We start from the raw sequence: 18,313 nt of genomic DNA, 5'->3' as shown, positions 1-18,313 counted from the left end.
ATCAACTAATGATTAGTCTCCTACTCGATTATATTTCTGTATTCTGGGTGACTTTCTCCACTTCACTAGGATTATAGCCGTAGTATTTTTTGAATGATTTTGAAAAGTAGAGGGGATCAGCGTAACCGACAGAGAGGGCGACGATTTTGACGGTTAAGTCAGAACTTTCTAAGAGTTGTTTGGCTCTGTTCATGCGCACTTTCGTTAAATAATCTTTCGGTGTCATTTGCTCGTATTCTTTAAAAATAGTGGAAAGATAACTGCGGTTGACTCCTAATAATTCAGCGATATAGTTAACATTTAATGTTTCATTGCTGTATTGTTTATCCATGATCGTTCTCGCTTCAAAATATAATTGCTGAGTTGATTTTTGTTTAGCAGTTTCTTTCAGTGGAAATTGATGGGCGATTAAATATAACACTTCATAGATTTTGGATAAAATTTGTAAAGTTTCAATCGAATAATAATCTTTAGTAATATTCTGGGTAACGATAAATTTAATTGTTTCGCCAATTAATTGGGTATTTTCGAATTCCTTCGCAATAGCATAACCCTCTTGCATTAAAGTCGACAACTTAAAATAATCCGCAACTTTGGTGCCACTAAGCCCCAACCAATAATAAGACCACGGCTCATTAATATCGGCTTCATAATATAATAATTCATTTTCTTTCAATAAAAATAAGTCGCCAGCTTTTAAATGATAGGTTTTGCCATTATAGATAAATTGGCCTTTACCTTCTTCAATATAATGGAGTACATAATTATCACGAATGGCGGGGCCAAAACCATATTTAGGTGGACATTTTTCATATCCGCAAAAGTCCATCATTAAATCGACTGAACCTTGATGCAATTCATAATAAACGAGCCTACCACCTTCAATCTTCTTATTTAACACTCGTAACCCCTCCTAACCACATTAAATTATACCTAACATTATTCCATATCGCAACCTAACATAATTCTATTTTAGAAAACGAATACAAACGATATGATAGTGTTAACAACAATTAGGAGGCTAAACGATGAGCGTTCAAGTGGAAGAAACATTATTTTATATTCATGGCAAAAACACATCTATTATTATTGAAAATATTAATGGGTATTTATTATTAAGACATATAGGCCGTCGGGTAAACCAATATCATCATTCAAATGCAGTCTTTGAAAAAGATCATGCTTTTTCAGGAAACCCGGAACCGCATAATCGTACTTTTAGTTTTGATACTCAGCGTCAGGTGATTGGGCAACATGGTTTGGGTGATTTCCGCCAACCTTCTTTAAAAGTGCAACATCATCAAAATGAAGTGACAGATTTTAAATTAGCGGACTACGAAATAGTGAAAGGTAATGTGGCACTTTCAACATTACCAACCGTTCACTCTTTCAATGATGCAGAGTCGATTATTTTCAATTTAGTAGACGAGGTTGCGCAAGTAAGCTTAAAATTAATCTATACAGCTTCAGCAAATGAAGACACGATTTTAGTGCATCAAGTATTTGAAAATAAGGGTGAAGAGCCTGTTGTGTTACATCGAGCTTTAAGTGCAATGTTCGATGTGCCGGCTAAAGCGTATGATGTCATTACTTTACAAGGAGCGTATGCCAGAGAGAAGACTGTTCGTCGTCAACCGGTCACGCAAGGATTCTACAAAGTTGGGTCGAATCGTGGCGCCTCAGGACATGGTCAAACGCCTGCATTAATTTTGGCGGATAGTCAGACAACGGAACAAGCCGGTGAAGCCTATGCGCTACAACTCATCTATTCAGGTAATTTCCAAACCTTTGTGGAACAAAATCAGTTAAATGAAGTGCGAGTGGCGATTGGTCTAAATGATGATAATTTTAGTTGGCAATTAAATCCAGGTGAACAATTTGAAACACCAGTCGCCTTATTCAGCTATAGTGCTAACGGGTTGAATGCTTTATCACATGAATCGCGTCGTTTCGTCCAAAATCATATTATTCCAGCAACTTTTGCACACGAATTAAGACCGATTTTAATTAATAATTGGGAAGCGACTTATTTTGATTTCAATGGTGAGAAATTACTGGCCTTAGCCGATGAAGCAGCGGCATTAGGTATCGAATTATTTGTGTTAGACGATGGTTGGTTTGGCAATCGTTTCGATGATAATCGTGCATTAGGCGATTGGTGGGTCAATGAAGAAAAATTAGGGGGCACCCTAAGAGAGCTCATTGATGAAGTGCATCAACGTGGTTTGAAATTCGGGATTTGGGTTGAACCGGAAATGATTTCTGAAGATAGTGATTTATATCGCAACCATCCAGACTGGGCGATTCAAGTACCGAACCGAAGCCATACTTATTCACGTAATCAATTGGTCTTAGATTTATCCAATCCAGAGGTCGTGGCATATTTAAAAACGACCATCGATCAATTACTAGACAATCATGAGATTGATTATGTTAAATGGGATATGAACCGTAATATCACGAAAATTGGTAATGGAACAACTTATCTTGAGACCAAAGCGCAATCCCATGCTTATATGTTAGGGTTGTATGACTTAGTGTCTTACTTAACAGAAAAACATGACAATATTTTATTTGAAAGTTGTTCAGGTGGTGGCGGACGGAATGATTTAGGAATGTTACGCTATTTCCCACAAGTTTGGGCGAGTGATGATACGGATGCGATGGCACGATTACCAATTCAACATGGTTCATCGTATTTATATCCAACAATCTCAATGGGAGCGCATGTGTCTGTTTCACCAAACCATCAATTGGGCAGAACCACACCGATTGAAACACGAGGCCATGTCTCGATGATGGGGAATTTAGGTTATGAGTTGGACTTAACAAGTCTTTCAGCAACAGATAAAGCCGTTATTAAAGAACAAGTGGCAGCTTATAAAAAGATTCGTCCGATTATTCAATTAGGGAAACAATATCGCTTGATAAATCCTGAAGCAGATTCTAATGAAGCAGCGGTTCAATTTAATTATCAAGACCAAGTGGTGGTCACTTATGTTCGTATTTTATCAACGATTGAAACGATTGAAACGACGCTAAAATTAGTCGGACTCGAAGAGGACAGTTTGTATCAATTAGTAGATAGTGATACAGTATATTCAGGAGCAGAGTTAATGTATGCAGGTCTTACAATGGTGCTGCCTCAAGGAGATTTCTTAACGAAACAGCTCCATTTTATAAAACAATAGGAAGTGAATGAGATGAAAGGAAAAAGTAAGTTATTAAAAGCAGGCATCTTATGTTTAGCGAGTTTGAGCTTAGTGGGGTGTGGAAAAGATGATGGCTTAACAGAAGATGGTAAGGTTGAAATTGAATACTTCAATCAAAAGAAGGAAATGACCGATACCATTAGAGAAATTGCGCAAGATTTTGAAGCGCAAAATCCAGACATCAAAATCAAAGTCGTCGATGTACCTTCATCTGGGGATGTGTTGAAGACGCGAGTATTAGCAGGCGACTTACCAGATGTGATGAATACTTACCCCCAAAGTTTGGAATTACAAGAATGGGCTAAAGCAGGCTATCTTGAAGATGTCAAAAATCAACCTTTTATGAAAAATTTAAAAGAGGGTTATGCTGAAAATTATGAAGTAGAAGGTGGTATTTATAATGTACCACTTAGTGCTAATATGTACGGTTTTTATTATAATGCGACTAAATTTAAAGAGTTAGGATATGAAGTGCCTGATACATGGGCTGAGTTTGAAGCTTTAGTGGATCAAATGATTGCGGATGGCCAAGTGCCTTTTGCGATTGCGGGTAGTGAAGGCTGGACTTTAAATGGCTATCATCAATTAGCGATTGCGACCGTCACGGGTGGTTTCCAACAAGCGAATGATTACTTACGTTTTTCTCAACCTAACTCAATCTCGGCCGACGATGAGGTTTTAAAAGCGGATGCTCAGCGTTTAGATTTATTAAGACGTCCAGGGGCTATGCAACAAAACTGGCAAGGGGCCTCTTATACCGATGCTTTAGCAACCTTTGCTAGAGGAGATGCGTTAATGACCGTTAATGGTTCATGGGCATTGACGATGATTAACGAACAAGAACCTCAATTTGAAGTAGCGACCTTCCCATTCCCAGGTAATAATCCCGGAGAAAGCTTAACGATTGGTTCGGGAGACTTCGCCTTATCAATTTCTGCTACGACACCACATAGAGAAGAAGCACTTCGATTTGTCGAATACTTGACGACACCAGAAGCGATGCAAAAATATTATGATGTCGATGGCTCACCCGTAACGGTTAAAGGCGTTAAAATGAAAGAAGATTCTGAATTAGCTGGTTTAGCACAATATGCTTTTACTGATAAACATATTGTTTGGTTAGCACAAAATTGGACGAGTGAAAATGATTATCATACTTTAACCACCAATTATTTAACGACGGGTGATTTAGAGCGTATGGCACAAGATTTAAATGCTTTCTTTAATCCAATGAAAGCCGATGTAAAGTAGGAGGAGTACAATGAAAAAGTTTTTATCTAAATATTGGGGCTGGGCTTTTCTAGCAATTCCCATCCTCTTACAAATTATATTTTTCTATTTCCCAATGATTCAAGGTGCCTTCTACAGTTTAACTAACTGGACGGGGTTAACCTATAATTTTGAATTTGTGGGGTTAAATAATTACAAAATTTTAATGAGCGATACAAAATTTATGTCAGCGATTGGGTTTACGATTATTTTAACGATAGCCTTAATTGCCGGTGAAATTGTCTTAGGTATTTTATTGGCGCGTGCCTTAAATTCCAAAATTAAAGGCCAAACCTTCTTTAGAGCATGGTTCTTCTTCCCGGCAGTGTTATCAGGTTTGACGGTTTCATTAATTTTTAAACAAGTCTTTAACTATGGTTTACCAGCAATTGGCACTGCCTTAGGAATAGAGTGGCTACAAGTCAGTCTTTTAGGAACTAAATGGGGTGCGATTTTTGCGGTTATCTTTGTCATGTTATGGCAAGGTGTAGCGATGCCGATTATTATTTTCTTATCTGGTTTGCAAAGTATTCCCCAAGAAATTATTGAAGCAGCCCGTGTTGATGGGGCGAATCAAAAACATATTTTCTGGTCGATTGAATTACCTTATTTAATTCCAAGCATTACGATGGTGTTTATTATGGCCTTAAAAGCAGGGTTAACCGCTTTTGATCAAATCTTTGCTTTAACCGGTGGTGGACCCAATGATGCCACCACGCCATTAGGGTTGTTAGTTTATAATTATGCGTTTAAGAGTAATCAATATGGTTATGCGAATGCGATTGCCTTAGTTTTATTTGTGATTATCGGATTGATTTCAATTTTACAAATCCGTCTCTCAAAACGTTATGAAGTACAATAGAAAGGGTGAGCACTAATGAAAAATGAAGCATCAAAACGCAATACTTGGCAATATGGCTTATTAATAATTGGTGGAATTCTCATTCTTATTCCATTGTTGGTAACCATTTTAAGTTCATTTAAAACCACAAAAGATATCGTCGATAATTTCTTTAGCTGGCCTAAACCATTTATTTTAGATAACTATCGGACATTATTAAAGGATGGTATTAAAGATTATTTCTTAAACTCAACCATTATTACAGTAATGTCACTATTGGCTGTCACGTTAGTTATTCCAGCAGCAGCCTTCTCGATTGCTCGTAATATGAGTAAAAGAAAAGCTTTTGCGATTATGTATAGTTTGTTAATTTTAGGAATCTTTGTACCGTTCCAAGTCATCATGATCCCGATTACCGTGATGATGAACCGTATTGGTATGGCCAATATGTGGGGCTTAATTTTGTTATATTTAACTTATGCTATCCCACAAACTTTATTCTTATATGTTGGCTACATTAAAGTGAGTGTACCAGAAAGTATGGATGAAGCAGCGGAGATTGATGGAGCGGATAAACTCACAACATATCGTAAAATTATTTTTCCGATGTTAAAACCGATGCATGCGACCACCATGATTATTAATGCTTTATGGTTTTGGAATGACTTTATGTTACCGTTATTAATCTTGAATAAAGATTCTAGAATGTGGTCCTTACCGCTATTCCAATATAATTATACTGGACAATACTTCAATGATTTTGGACCAAGTTTTGCCTCTTATATCGTGGGAATTGTGACCATCACATTGGTTTACTTAGTCTTCCAAAAACATATTATTGCGGGTATGAGTAATGGAGCAGTCAAATAATTGGGATAAAAACCATGACTAGGTTTTATCTCCAAGATTATAAGGGTTAAACCATATAAAAGTCTGAAAAATTAAAACTGGTGTTTGTAATACAACACCAGTTTTTCTATAATAAAAATAGAAATGAAACGTTATAAAAAATTTTAAATTGAGGAGGTCAGTTTATGAAAGAACAATTGTTAACATTAATTGAACAAGGTTTTCCAGTGATGGAAGAACCGATGCCACGAGGCGATATGCCGGGGGATAAAATCTTTTACTCAGAGGATTCATTCGATAAAGCCCAAACGCTTTATAAGGAATTAATCTCAAAGATTGATTTTGAAACGCAAGATAAAATTATCATTTCAGTTAGTGGAGGATCTGGATCGGGTAAAACGACCTTAGCATCTATTCTGGCATTTTATTTTGAAAAAGCAGGTGTCGGTACTTATATTTTATCGGGAGATAATTATCCTCATCGTATCCCTGAATACAATGATGCGGAACGCGTTCAAATTTACCGAGATGCTGCCCAAAAAGCTTTGGTCGAAGAAGGCCGTTATAATGAGGATGTAAAAGCAATTTTAGAACATATTTATCAAGTGTTCAATGATGGCAGTTTGGACTATTTATCTCAATATGATTGGTATCAAACTTATCATTTAGCCGGAGAGAGAGCTTTAGCTGACTATTTGGGAACCGATAAGGAATTAAATATTCCGGCGATTAATCGAGTCTTAAAAGAATTTAAAGAGGGCAATGACCGTATTTGGTTAAAACGAATGGGATGTACGCCAGAGGCTTTATGGTATGACCAAGTCGATTTTGCAAATAAAAAAATAATGATTTTAGAGTGGACCCATGGGAATCACGCCGATTTAAGAGGCATTGATTTTAGACTCTTTTTAAATAGCACCCCAGCAGAAACAATGGCCTATCGTAAATTAAGAGCCCGTGATGGTCATGCGGACAGTGCTTTTGTTACGATGGTTTTAGGTATTGAACAAGAGAAATTACATCAACAAAGTCCAATGGCCGATTTAATCTTTTCAAAAGATGGCGTCGTGTTAGATTATGATCAATATTTATCATTAATTGAAGGAGCGTAAACCGATGAATATTCAACCAATGTTAAATGTATACCCAGATAGTTTAGCTGAAAAATTAGAAGGGACGGTCGATTTTTTAGCGCGTCCTGAAGTAAAAGGTGCGTTTCAATCCGTTTATATCCTTCCTAGCTTTTATCATTCTGATTTAGACCGTGGCTTTTCAGTCATTGATTATGGCTTGAATCAAACGTTAGTGAGTGAACAGGACCTTCAATCTTTAGCAGCTTTAGGTGTAAAGACTAAATTGGACTTTATCTTGAACCATGCTTCTGTCTTATCACCGCAATTTCAGTCTATTGTTGAAGAGGGCAGTCACTCACCTTACTATGATTTCTTTATCGATTGGAATAAATTTTGGCAAGGACATGGTGAAATGACTGCAGGAGGGTATATTCAACCGGCTGCCGAATTTACTAACAAAATGTTCTTCCGTAAACCAGGCTTACCTATTTTAACGATTAGAACCAAAAATAATGAGCGACTGACTTTTTGGAATACCTTTTATCAAGAAAAAAAGTACCCACAAGTAACGACGCAACAATGGATGAAAGCATTGGCTATTCAATATGATCAAGCGGCAAGTATTCATGAAAAAGTACAAGCCCATCTTGATGCGGATGCACCATTATCTGAATTAGACTTAGGAGCTTTGAACGCGTATTTAACACCCGTTAAAGACTATTTAGAAACACATTGTGAATATTTAGGGCAAATGGATTTAAACATCAAATCCCCCTTAGTTTGGGAATTTTATGCGCAAACCTTAGACCAATTAAAAGCCTATGGAGCTAGTATTGTGCGTTTGGATGCTTTTGCTTATGGCCCGAAAGAAGTAGGGGAGCGCAATTTCTTAAATGACCCTGGAACTTGGGAATTATTGGATAAAGTAAGTCAATTAGCCCAGGAACGTCATTTGACTTTATTACCTGAAATTCATGAAAGTTATGAAGCCAAAATTTATGAAAAGATTGGCAGTGAAGGCTATTTAGTTTACGATTTCTTCTTACCAGGTTTAATTTTAGATACCATTGAAAGCCAAAGTGCTGAGCATTTGGCTACATGGATGGACGATATTTTAACGAAAAACTTAAAAACCGTCAACATGTTGGGCTGTCATGATGGGATTCCTTTATTAGACTTAAAAGGATTATTACCAGAAACTCGCATCCAAGAATTGATTGATACTGTCGTTGGACGTGGCGGATATGTGAAGAATCTTCACGGCCAAAAGAATGTTTATTATCAAGTCAATGCAACTTACTTTAGTGCATTAGGCGAAGATGAGGCCAAAATGATGTTAGCCCGTTCCATCCAACTCTTTATGCCAGGAAAACCACAAATTTGGTATTTAGATATTTTTGCTGGAACAAACAATCATGAAGCGGTTGCTAAAGCAGGCGCGGGCGGCCACAAAGAAATTAATCGTACTAATTTATCTGCGAAAGATATAGAAGCGGGCCTCATGAAAAAAGTGGTGAAAGATCAACTGGAATTGATCAAATTCAGAAGCCAATTTGAAGCCTTCAACGAGGACGCAACGATTCGCTATGATGTGAAAGACAATCATCTCTTAATCGAATGGCAATATAATGGAGCCAAAGCATTGATGACAGTGGATTTAAGTCAACCATCGAGCTTAATCGTACGTGGTACTTCAGCTGATGGCACAACAGTCTTTGAGTATCAAGGCTAGGAGTAATTATCTTTTAGGAGTGATATTATGCAATACTCTACTGATAATCAACGAATCAATACTACTTATTTTGATGATGTTTATTTTCAATATTCAGGTGTATCTCAGACATTACCAAATCATAGTTTTGGGCCTGCAATTAGGAAAGATTATCTGATCCATATAATCCTTGAAGGTGAAGGGGATTATTTAGTCCATAACCAACATTATACATTGAGAGCTAATCAAGGATTTATTATTGAACCCGGAGTTTCTACCTTTTATAAATCCTCTTCCGACCGTCCATGGAAATATTGTTGGTTAGCATTAAATGGAAAATTAGTTAAAAAAATGCTGACCGAAGCAGGGCTATTAAAAAATGGTCGCTTGATTTTTACTTTGAAATCTACCAAACCTTTTGTCGATTTGATAAAAAAGTCCTTTAATCATTCTACTAATACTGTTTCAGATGAGCTAATTTTAAACTCGATAGTTTTAGAATTTTTATCCAATTTAATTCAACTTAGTGTGGCATTAGATATCAAAAAAACTAGAATAATGAATCCAATCACACTGGAAGCTCAGATATATATTACAAAAAATTATCCTAAGCAAATAACAGTAAATCAAATTAGTCAAGATTTGGGGGTAGATAGAAGTTATTTATCTAGATTGTTTAAAAGAGATACACACTTGACTGTAAAGCAATATTTAAATCATATTAGATTGACCGCTGCTTCAGAGCTATTAACATCTACAGATTTACCGATAACTGAAATTTCTTTGATAGTAGGATTTATTAATATAGATGTTTTTATTAGAAATTTTAAAGAAAAATTTACCTATACCCCATTACAATATAGGAAAGAACGTATCAGGAGGGCTTCAATTTATAAACAGACAAGAGATTTTTCTATGTTAATTAATAGATTACCTTTAACTGAGTAAACAGGTTTGATAAGCAACTGATTAAAAATTTTAAAATAGAATCATCTTCATTTTTTATCATAAAAATGGAGTCCTATTAAACAATATCTAATTTATTTGATACCTAATCACTATGCTAGAGTGGATAGAAATAATGAAAATCATAAGATTTTCTATTTCTATCCACTTTTTATATGTTAAAAAGTCACAAAAAGTATATTTTAAACCGCTATAAACGCTTTCATAAGTTAAAATATACGATAAAATGTATATATAAGTAAAGAGGAGGAACTAAAAATGAAAAAAATGTTGTCGACTTTTGTTAAAGCGAGTTTATCGTTTGTAGTTTCAAGTTCAGTTTTAGGATTCGGTCTAGTAAATAATTTTTCTAATCAAGTCAAGGCTGCTGAAGAAGTAACATTAAAATATGCTAGTTGGGATACAGATCAAGCAGCAGGATTAAGGAAAGTATTAGATGAATTTGAAAAGCAAAATCCAGGAATTAAAGTTGAGATGGAAACAACCCCTTGGGATCAATATTGGGTAAAACTTGAAGCAGCAGCAACGGGTGGTAATATGGCTGATGTTGTCACGATGCATTCCGCACAATCATATAAATATATGTCGAATGCTATATTAATGGATTTAAATCCCGTGATTGAATCGGAAAATATTGATATGGAAAGCTTTACTGAAGGTATTGCTGATTTTTACACTTATCAAGAAAGCGTATACGGAATTCCTAAAGATGCTTCGGTAGTTGGTTTATGGTTTAATAAAACAATGTTTGATGAGGCTGGCCTTGAATATCCAAATTCAGATTGGACATGGGAAGATTTGCTTGAAAACGCAAAAAAATTAACTGACCCTGAAAAAGGAATTTACGGTTTTGCGGCTGATAATGGAAATGAAACTGGATTTTGGCCATTCATTTATCAAGCAGGAGGACAAGTTTATTCAGAAGATGGAACACAATCTGCATATAATTCAGAAGAAGTAAAGAAAGCTTTACAATTCTACACAGATTTATCACAAGTTCACAAAGTATCCCCGGATGTAACAACCTTACAAGAAACTAATAAAATTGCATTATTTCAATCAGGGAAACTAGCAATGATTATAGAAGGAAATTGGCACACAGTAAATTTTGCGAACAATGAATATACCAAAGAACATGCGGGTGTGGCAGTTTTACCTAAAGATCAAACGCAAGCGACAATTATTAATGGATTGGCTTGGTCAGCAAGTGCGAATACTAAACATCCAGAAGAAACCAAAAAATTAATTGCATTTTTAGCAAGTGATGAAGCTAACAAAATTCAAGCTGAAACAGGTGCATCAATTCCTGCTAAGAAGGGATTTGCTGAAGATTATGTAAATTCAATTAATGAAATGGATCTAAGTGCATTTAATGAAATGTTAGATTATGGTGTACCACGCCCATACTCTCCACTAGGAGCGAATTGTGAAGCGGCTGAAAAAGAAGTATTAAATTCTATCTTCTCTGGTCAAAAATCAGTAGAAGATGGGGCAGCTGAAATTGAGCAAAAAGTAAATCAGATTTTATCAGAACTAGAATAATAATTAAAGGAAGAAAAAATGAAAATTTCAAAAAAATATCGAAAGGATCATATTTTCTGGGGTTGGATATTTATATTTCCAACCCTAATCGGTTTATTATTTTTAAATATCTTTCCTGCGATTCAGACGGTTTATTTAAGTTTTCATAAATCAGCAGGATTTGGAAAAACAAAATGGGCTGGTTTAAGCAATTATAAGAAAATATTATCTGACGGAGAAGTGTTTCAGTCGCTGTTAAACACATTAAAATATGCTGGAGTTTCTATTCCACTTATAATTATTTTTTCATTGTTTTTTGCAGTTTTGCTGAATAATAAAATTAAAGGCTTATCATTCTATCGAACCTTATATTTTATGCCCGTTGTGGCAACGCCATCGGCAGTTGCGATGATTTGGAAATGGATGTTTAACAGTAATTTCGGAATTATTAATAATTTATTGGCTAAAATTGGGATTACTGGGCCAACATGGTTGAGTGATCCTAATGTAGCAATTTATTCTGTTATTATAGTCGGTGTATGGAGCGCAATAGGATATAATATGGTGCTACTTTTAGCAGGGTTACAGGAAATACCGAAATCTTACTATGAAGCAGCTGATATTGATGGCGGAAATGCTTGGAAAAAATTTAAGCACATTACACTGCCGTTAGTTACACCTTCATTGTTTTTCGTTGTGGTAACTACAGTAATTAGCTCTTTTCAAGTGTTTGATTCCATTTTTATGATGATACCTGAATATAGTGAGGCTATGATAAAAACCCAATCGCTTGCTTATTTATTTTACAAGTATTCTTTCATGTTAAATGATAAAGGATACGGAGCAGCAATAGTAGTAGTTTTATTAGTTATTATTTTATGTGTAACTTTTGTTCAATTAAAATTACAGAAAAAATGGGTTAATTACTAGAGAGGGGGATATGGATGAAGAAAAATAAGATTTGGATACATATCATTTTAATATTAGGTAGTTTAATAATGGTATTACCCTTTTTATGGATGGTTTTGACATCAGGGATGACTTTAACTGAATCGACTCAAATTCCACCTGTAATTTTTCCAGAAAAATTTCAATTTAAAAACTTTTCTGATGTGTGGAATTTATTACCTTTTAATAGATTTTATTTAAATACTATTATTATGGTAGTTGGAAGAGTAATTGGATCAGTATTATTTTCTGCGATGGCTGCTTATGCTTGTGCAAGACTTGAGTTTCCAGGAAAAAACTTATTCTTTACCATAGTACTAATTCAAATGATGATTCCTGCTTCGTTGTTCTTAACACCACAATATCTTTTGGCGCAAAAATTAAATATTTTAGATACGCCACTAGCACTAATTATGCCTGGTTTCGTAAGTGCTTTTGGTACTTTTCTATTAAGACAATTTTTTATGAGTTTGCCAGATGAGTTAGAAGAAGCAGCATTTCTTGATGGTGCTAACATATATACGATATTTTTTAAAATTATGTTGCCATTAGTAAAATCTGGATTAGTAGCACTTGCGATATTCACTGCATTATTTGCATTTAAAGATTTAATGTGGCCATTAATCGCGAATACATCTATTAATCAGATGACATTATCAGCTGGGTTAGCTAATTTGAATGGTCAATATTCTAAAAATTTCCCTCAATTAATGGCGGGGGCATTATTAGCAACATGGCCAATGTTAGTAATCTTTATTGTATTCCAAAAGAAATTTGTTGAAGGAATTGTTACAACGGGTGGAAAATAAAAGGAGATAAATTATGGTTAAAATAACATTTATTGGTGCAGGTAGTACGATTTTTGCTAAGAATGTCTTAGGTGATTCAATGTTAACACCAAGTCTTTGTGAAGCAGAAATTGCTTTATATGATATAGATGAGTCACGTTTAAAAGAGTCAGAAATGATGTTAAAAACAATTAATAAAAATTCTAACAATAATCGGGCGACTATTTTAAGTTATAACGACCGAAAAGAAGCGTTAAGAGACGCGGACTTTGTTGTGAATGCTATTCAAGTAGGTGGTTATAAACCATCCACTGTAATCGACTTTGAAATACCGAAAAAATATGGTTTAAAACAAACTATCGGCGATACCATGGGGATCGGTGGAATATTTAGAACACTGAGAACGATGCCAGTCATGTTAGAATTTGCGAAAGAAATGGAAGAAGTATGTCCGAACGCTTGGTTACTCAATTATACTAATCCTATGGCGATGTTGACAATGGGGATGTTAAAAGGTACTAAAATTAAAACAGTTGGTTTATGTCACAGTGTACAAGTGTGTGTTCCTGAATTGTTTGAACATTTAGGAATTGCCGAAGAATATGATTTAAACGAATTCCAATGGAAAATTGCTGGTATCAATCATATGGCCTTCTTACTTGAAATTAATTATAAAGGTGAAGATTTTTACCCGACTATTAAAAAATTAGCAAAACAAAAAGCAAATCCACATCGTGATTCAGTTCGATTTGAATTAATGGATCGCTTTGGATATTATATTACTGAATCTAGTGAACATAATGCTGAGTATCATCCTTACTTTATTAAAGAAAAATATCCAGAATTAATTGATAGATTTGGTATTCCAATTGACGAGTATTTACGTCGCTGTGAACAACAAATTGCGGATTGGGAAGAAATGAGAGATGAAATTGTTCATAATGGAGACTTAACTCATGAAAGAAGTAGAGAATATGCTTCATACATTATGGACGCTATTGTAACGGGTAATCCAACAGTTATAGCAGGAAATGTGTTAAATAAAAATCTTATTACTAATTTACCTGAAGATTGTTGTGTTGAAGTTCCATGTTTAGTAGATAAAAATGGTATTCAACCAACATATGTAGGAGATTTACCGACTCAGTTAGCAGCGTTAAATCGTACAAATATTAATGTGCAGGAACTAACAGTCGAAGCGGCTCTAACATTAGACAAATCGAAAATATATCAAGCAGCTTATTTAGACCCGCGGTTAGCTAGCGAGTTGTCCCTAGATGAAATAAAATCATTAGTAGATGACTTAATTGAAGCTCATGGAGATTATTTGCCGGAGTATCACTAAGTAGGGGATAGAATGATGTAGCCAACTATTAAAAATTTAATTATGTTTGCTACCCCATATGAAATGTGGTAAATGCTAATTATAAATATAATGAATTAACTTATTTATTTATTGAATGACAAGGTTAGGAAGAAATTAAGTAAATTTATGTTTTGCTATTAATGTTATGTTACCGTTAATAACCTAATATGTTTTAGAAGATAGTGCAAGTAATTAGTAACGGGTATATTGTTACGGTTATAAAAAACACAAGGTCAGTATCGCATATTGAGATATTGACCTTGTGTTATTATTTATTATAGTTTAAAAAAATAAAATGATGATTCTGTAAACTTTGCTGAAAGATTAACCGCAATTTGCTTGTTACATAATTTATTTCAAGTTTAATTTAACAGACATTCGTCTTAACGAAGAGTATTTTACATTTAATACCCTCTTTGATAATCGAGTAAATTAACGGTTGGCATCTTGCCTTGCTGATAAAGTGGGAAGTTTTCTAAGAAAATATCGACGATTCGCGGACTGTAAAAGTCACTAATCCCAGCTCGGTGTGGCGTAATAATGACATTCGGCATGTCCCATAAGGGGCTATCTGTTGGTAAAGGTTCGACTTCAAAGACATCTAAGCCAGCACCTTTTATCTCATTATTTTGGAGCGCTTGTATCATTGCTTTTTCATCGACTGATTTGCCGCGACCGACATTGATAAAAATAGCCTCTTTACTCATTGCGTTAAATTGATTTTCAGCAAATAATTTATCGGTGGCCGGCGTATGCGGAAGACTATTGATAATATAATCGTACTGCCCAAGTAATGAATCGAGTTCTGATATGGCATAACAATTGTTGAAATAATCAACAGCATGCCCGGTACGATTGACTCCGTCTATCGTCATATCAAACGCTTTAGCGATTCTAGCAAATGTTTGACCGATTTCACCAGTGCCTACTGATAAAGCCCTTTTCCCTGTCAGTTCACCATAATCAGTTGGACGTTCCCATTGGTGTTTCATTTGACAATCTCTTGATGTATGGAGATGACGTGTAAACATAATTAAGTAACCAATAATTTGTTGAGCAATATTGGGAGCGTTCGCGCCTTTTGCGTTCGTAATTATAATTTCATGTTCAGCTAATTTATCTAAGGGAATGCTATCGACGCCGACCATCCACAGTTGAATCCATTTAATATGATGATTTATAGTGAGGGCGTCTACAATCTTATCACTCCAGCCTAAGATGATTTCAAATTGTGCTAAATCTTCAGCTGTTATTTCAGCTTCATTGATTTCAACCAACTCGGCTTGAGTTTTACTCTGTAATAAATTAAATTGTGCCTCATTCAATTTAGGCAGAACAGCAATTTTCATATAAACCTCCTGTATTACACTTCTTTTCTTCATTTTAGCGTATGTGAAGTAAATATTCAAAAGAGTCGATTAATTGACAAGGTTAACTATAGGGTTATAATATATTTATTAGAAAATTATGAGAGGTGGAAGTATATGATCAATCGTGAGACAGCCCCAATCGAACAAACTTGGGACTTAACCACATTATTTAAAGATGAAAAAAGCTATGAGGAAGCACTTAACAAATTAGTGACGGACACCGAAAACTTTGCTAAGCAGTATCAAGGTCAAATACAAACAGCTACCGATGTTAATGCTGCTTTTGCTCATTATCGTGCGATTTTAGAATTAAGAGCACGCATCCTTCCGTATGCAAGTTTGCCAGTAAATGCGAACACTTTAGATAAAGAAGCACAAAATCGCTATAGTCATGCTAGCCGTATTTTAGCGAATGTATCGGCGCAATTGTCTTTCTTTGAAAATGAAGTGGCGAACATTGCAGATGATATATTAAAAGAAGCGGCCAAAAATGCAGAAGACCAATTAGCGATTACTAAAATTATTAAACAAAAACCGCATCAATTATCGCCAGAAACAGAAGCGACCTTAGCGGCGTTATCCAACACACTTGACTATCCATATCAAGGATACAATGATATTAAATTCAAAGATTTACATTTCCCTGATTTTGAAGTGAATGGACAAGTACATGAAATGACCTATAACAGTTTTGAAGGGCGTCAAGAAGCGACTCCTGATACTGATCTTAGACGAGCAGCTTTTCGCAACTTTTCTGATACTTTAAGTCGTTATCAACATTCTACTGCCTCAGTTTATAATGCCCAAGTTCAAATGGAAAAAACAATGGCTACCTTACGTGGATATGATTCAGTCATTGATTATTTACTTGAACGACAAGATGTGACCGTTGATTTATATAACCGTCAAATCGATGTGATTATGGATGAGTTAGCTCCTCATATGCGTCGTTATGCACAGTTGATTGGTGAGATTTACCAATTGGATGAAGTTCATTATGAGGATTTAAAATTGGATATTGATTCAACTTTCTCACCCAATGTAACCTATCAGGAAGCGCAACAGTATGTGTTGGATGGCTTAGCTCAACTAGGAGAAGATTATTTAGCGATTATGCGTGAAGCATTTGATAATCGTTGGATTGATTACACCGAAACACGTGGTAAGAGAACTGGGGCGTTTTGTAATTCACCTTATGGTACTAATTCGTTTATCCTTATGTTCTTTTCAGAAAACATGTCAGATACGATGACTCTGGCTCATGAGTTAGGTCATGCTGGTCATTTTCAAATGGCGCATCGCTATCAAAATATCTTAAATGCTCGTCCTTCTATGTACTTTGTAGAAGCGCCATCTACTGCTAATGAATTATTAGTTGAAAATCATTTATTAGATGTAGCAGGTGAAGATATAAGAATGAAGCGTTGGATTATCTCGCAAATGGTAGGAAAAACTTATTATCATAATTTCGTGACCCATTTATTAGAAGCGTATTATCAACGCGAAGTCTATCGTTTAGTCGATCAAGGAAAGAGTGTTGATGCGGAAACATTGAATCGTATTTATCGAGAAACCTTAGAAAAATTCTGGGGTGATAGTGTCGTATTAACTGAAGGGGCAGAACTTACTTGGATGCGTCAGCCTCATTATTATATGGGACTGTATTCATACTCTTATTCCGCTGGTTTAACCATTGGGACCCAAGTAGCCAATAATATTCGTCAACAGGGAGCAGCTGCTGCTGAACAATGGATTAAAGTGTTACAAATGGGTGGTTCCAAATCACCATTGGAATTAGCCAAAGCTGCCGATGTCGATGTATCGACTGATCAACCATTAAAATCAACGATTGCCTATATCGGACGTTTAATCGACCAATTAGAAAACTATACGAAAGAATTAAATAAATAATGGGGAAAGACACTCGAAAATAAGACTATAAAATAGTCAATTCAAAAGGAGTGTCTTTTACTGTATCGTTAACCAAATATTGAAATTGCATTAATTGAAAGACTTAAAACAGTATCTTAGCAAAAGAGTTTTAAGCTAATTCAACATGCGAGGGTGGGGGTATACGAGTTGAAATCTATTCGATTTGCTAGTGATTGTCCACCCTATAATGGTTCAGTTAATTTCAAGTTGGAGTGTTGACAAACATTTGAAACTACCTAACTAATGATATGAAAGGAACGCTATATTTGGCTAAAAAAATCATTGGAAATAGTTTTGAATATAGCTGAGAATAGAATTTGTTACTAAAAAAGATAAGCGATTTTACTGATTCAGAGTAAAATAAAAATAATTTTAATAAAAAACTAAACTAAACCATGTGATTTATTGTACGATTTTAGAAGTGATTCGTCAAAGAGGCTGGCCTTAAACTTGATAAATATAGTTAA

Annotated in this window: 14 protein-coding genes; 12 read left to right on the top strand and 2 right to left on the bottom strand. The window is 35.1% G+C overall.

The window, feature by feature from the left end; translation table 11 throughout:
- Window positions 1–28: 28 nt before the first annotated feature.
- Window positions 29–901 carry an AraC family transcriptional regulator gene (locus HMPREF2811_RS08485; RefSeq protein WP_246829836.1) on the bottom strand — a complete coding sequence of 291 codons (873 nt, stop codon included), beginning with the start codon at window positions 899–901 and terminating at the stop codon, window positions 29–31.
- A 127-nt stretch (window positions 902–1,028) separates the two neighbouring features.
- Between HMPREF2811_RS08485 and HMPREF2811_RS08480 the strand changes: the two genes are divergently transcribed.
- The 11 genes from HMPREF2811_RS08480 (at window position 1,029) to HMPREF2811_RS08430 (ending at window position 14,523) form a co-directional block, all read left to right on the top strand.
- Window positions 1,029–3,191: an alpha-galactosidase gene (locus HMPREF2811_RS08480; protein WP_071408956.1), complete on the top strand. Its 2,163-nt coding sequence runs from the start codon at window positions 1,029–1,031 to the stop codon at window positions 3,189–3,191.
- Window positions 3,192–3,203: 12 nt separating this feature from the next.
- Window positions 3,204–4,463 (top strand): extracellular solute-binding protein, encoded by a 1,260-nt coding sequence (locus tag HMPREF2811_RS08475; RefSeq protein ID WP_071408955.1) that lies wholly within the window; start codon window positions 3,204–3,206, stop codon window positions 4,461–4,463.
- A gap of 10 nt (window positions 4,464–4,473) precedes the next feature.
- Window positions 4,474–5,343 (top strand): carbohydrate ABC transporter permease, encoded by an 870-nt coding sequence (locus tag HMPREF2811_RS08470; RefSeq protein WP_071408954.1) that lies wholly within the window; start codon window positions 4,474–4,476, stop codon window positions 5,341–5,343.
- A 15-nt stretch (window positions 5,344–5,358) separates the two neighbouring features.
- Window positions 5,359–6,192: a carbohydrate ABC transporter permease gene (locus HMPREF2811_RS08465; RefSeq protein ID WP_071408953.1), complete on the top strand. Its 834-nt coding sequence runs from the start codon at window positions 5,359–5,361 to the stop codon at window positions 6,190–6,192.
- Between the two features lie 164 nt (window positions 6,193–6,356).
- Window positions 6,357–7,283, top strand: coding sequence for an adenylyl-sulfate kinase (locus tag HMPREF2811_RS08460; RefSeq protein WP_071408952.1), 927 nt, complete (start codon window positions 6,357–6,359; stop codon window positions 7,281–7,283).
- 4 nt (window positions 7,284–7,287) lie between these two features.
- Window positions 7,288–8,976: an alpha-amylase family protein gene (locus HMPREF2811_RS08455; RefSeq protein ID WP_071408951.1), complete on the top strand. Its 1,689-nt coding sequence runs from the start codon at window positions 7,288–7,290 to the stop codon at window positions 8,974–8,976.
- A gap of 27 nt (window positions 8,977–9,003) precedes the next feature.
- Complete coding sequence (locus HMPREF2811_RS08450) at window positions 9,004–9,903, top strand: AraC family transcriptional regulator (protein ID WP_071408950.1); 900 nt, start codon at window positions 9,004–9,006, stop codon at window positions 9,901–9,903.
- Window positions 9,904–10,179: 276 nt separating this feature from the next.
- Window positions 10,180–11,463 carry an ABC transporter substrate-binding protein gene (locus HMPREF2811_RS08445; protein WP_071408949.1) on the top strand — a complete coding sequence of 428 codons (1,284 nt, stop codon included), beginning with the start codon at window positions 10,180–10,182 and terminating at the stop codon, window positions 11,461–11,463.
- Between the two features lie 18 nt (window positions 11,464–11,481).
- Complete coding sequence (locus tag HMPREF2811_RS08440; RefSeq protein WP_071408948.1) at window positions 11,482–12,372, top strand: carbohydrate ABC transporter permease; 891 nt, start codon at window positions 11,482–11,484, stop codon at window positions 12,370–12,372.
- Between the two features lie 14 nt (window positions 12,373–12,386).
- Entirely contained in the window at window positions 12,387–13,199 is an 813-nt protein-coding gene (locus HMPREF2811_RS08435; RefSeq protein ID WP_071408947.1) for a carbohydrate ABC transporter permease, read from the top strand.
- A gap of 13 nt (window positions 13,200–13,212) precedes the next feature.
- A complete protein-coding gene (locus HMPREF2811_RS08430; protein ID WP_071408946.1) occupies window positions 13,213–14,523 on the top strand; it encodes an alpha-glucosidase/alpha-galactosidase in 1,311 nt (436 codons plus the stop codon).
- A gap of 425 nt (window positions 14,524–14,948) precedes the next feature.
- Here the strand turns inward: HMPREF2811_RS08430 and HMPREF2811_RS08425 are convergent, their stop codons facing one another.
- Window positions 14,949–15,893 (bottom strand): D-2-hydroxyacid dehydrogenase, encoded by a 945-nt coding sequence (locus HMPREF2811_RS08425; protein WP_168164966.1) that lies wholly within the window; start codon window positions 15,891–15,893, stop codon window positions 14,949–14,951.
- Between the two features lie 135 nt (window positions 15,894–16,028).
- Between HMPREF2811_RS08425 and pepF the strand changes: the two genes are divergently transcribed.
- Entirely contained in the window at window positions 16,029–17,825 is a 1,797-nt protein-coding gene (gene pepF / locus HMPREF2811_RS08420; RefSeq protein WP_071408944.1) for an oligoendopeptidase F, read from the top strand.
- The last annotated feature ends 488 nt before the right edge of the window (window positions 17,826–18,313 follow it).

The sequence above is a fragment of the Globicatella sp. HMSC072A10 genome, from assembly GCF_001811625.1.
GTDB lineage: Bacteria > Bacillota > Bacilli > Lactobacillales > Aerococcaceae > Globicatella > Globicatella sanguinis.
Note: the sequence above shows the minus strand (reverse complement) of the source record. Positions and strands in the feature narration are given on the sequence as shown.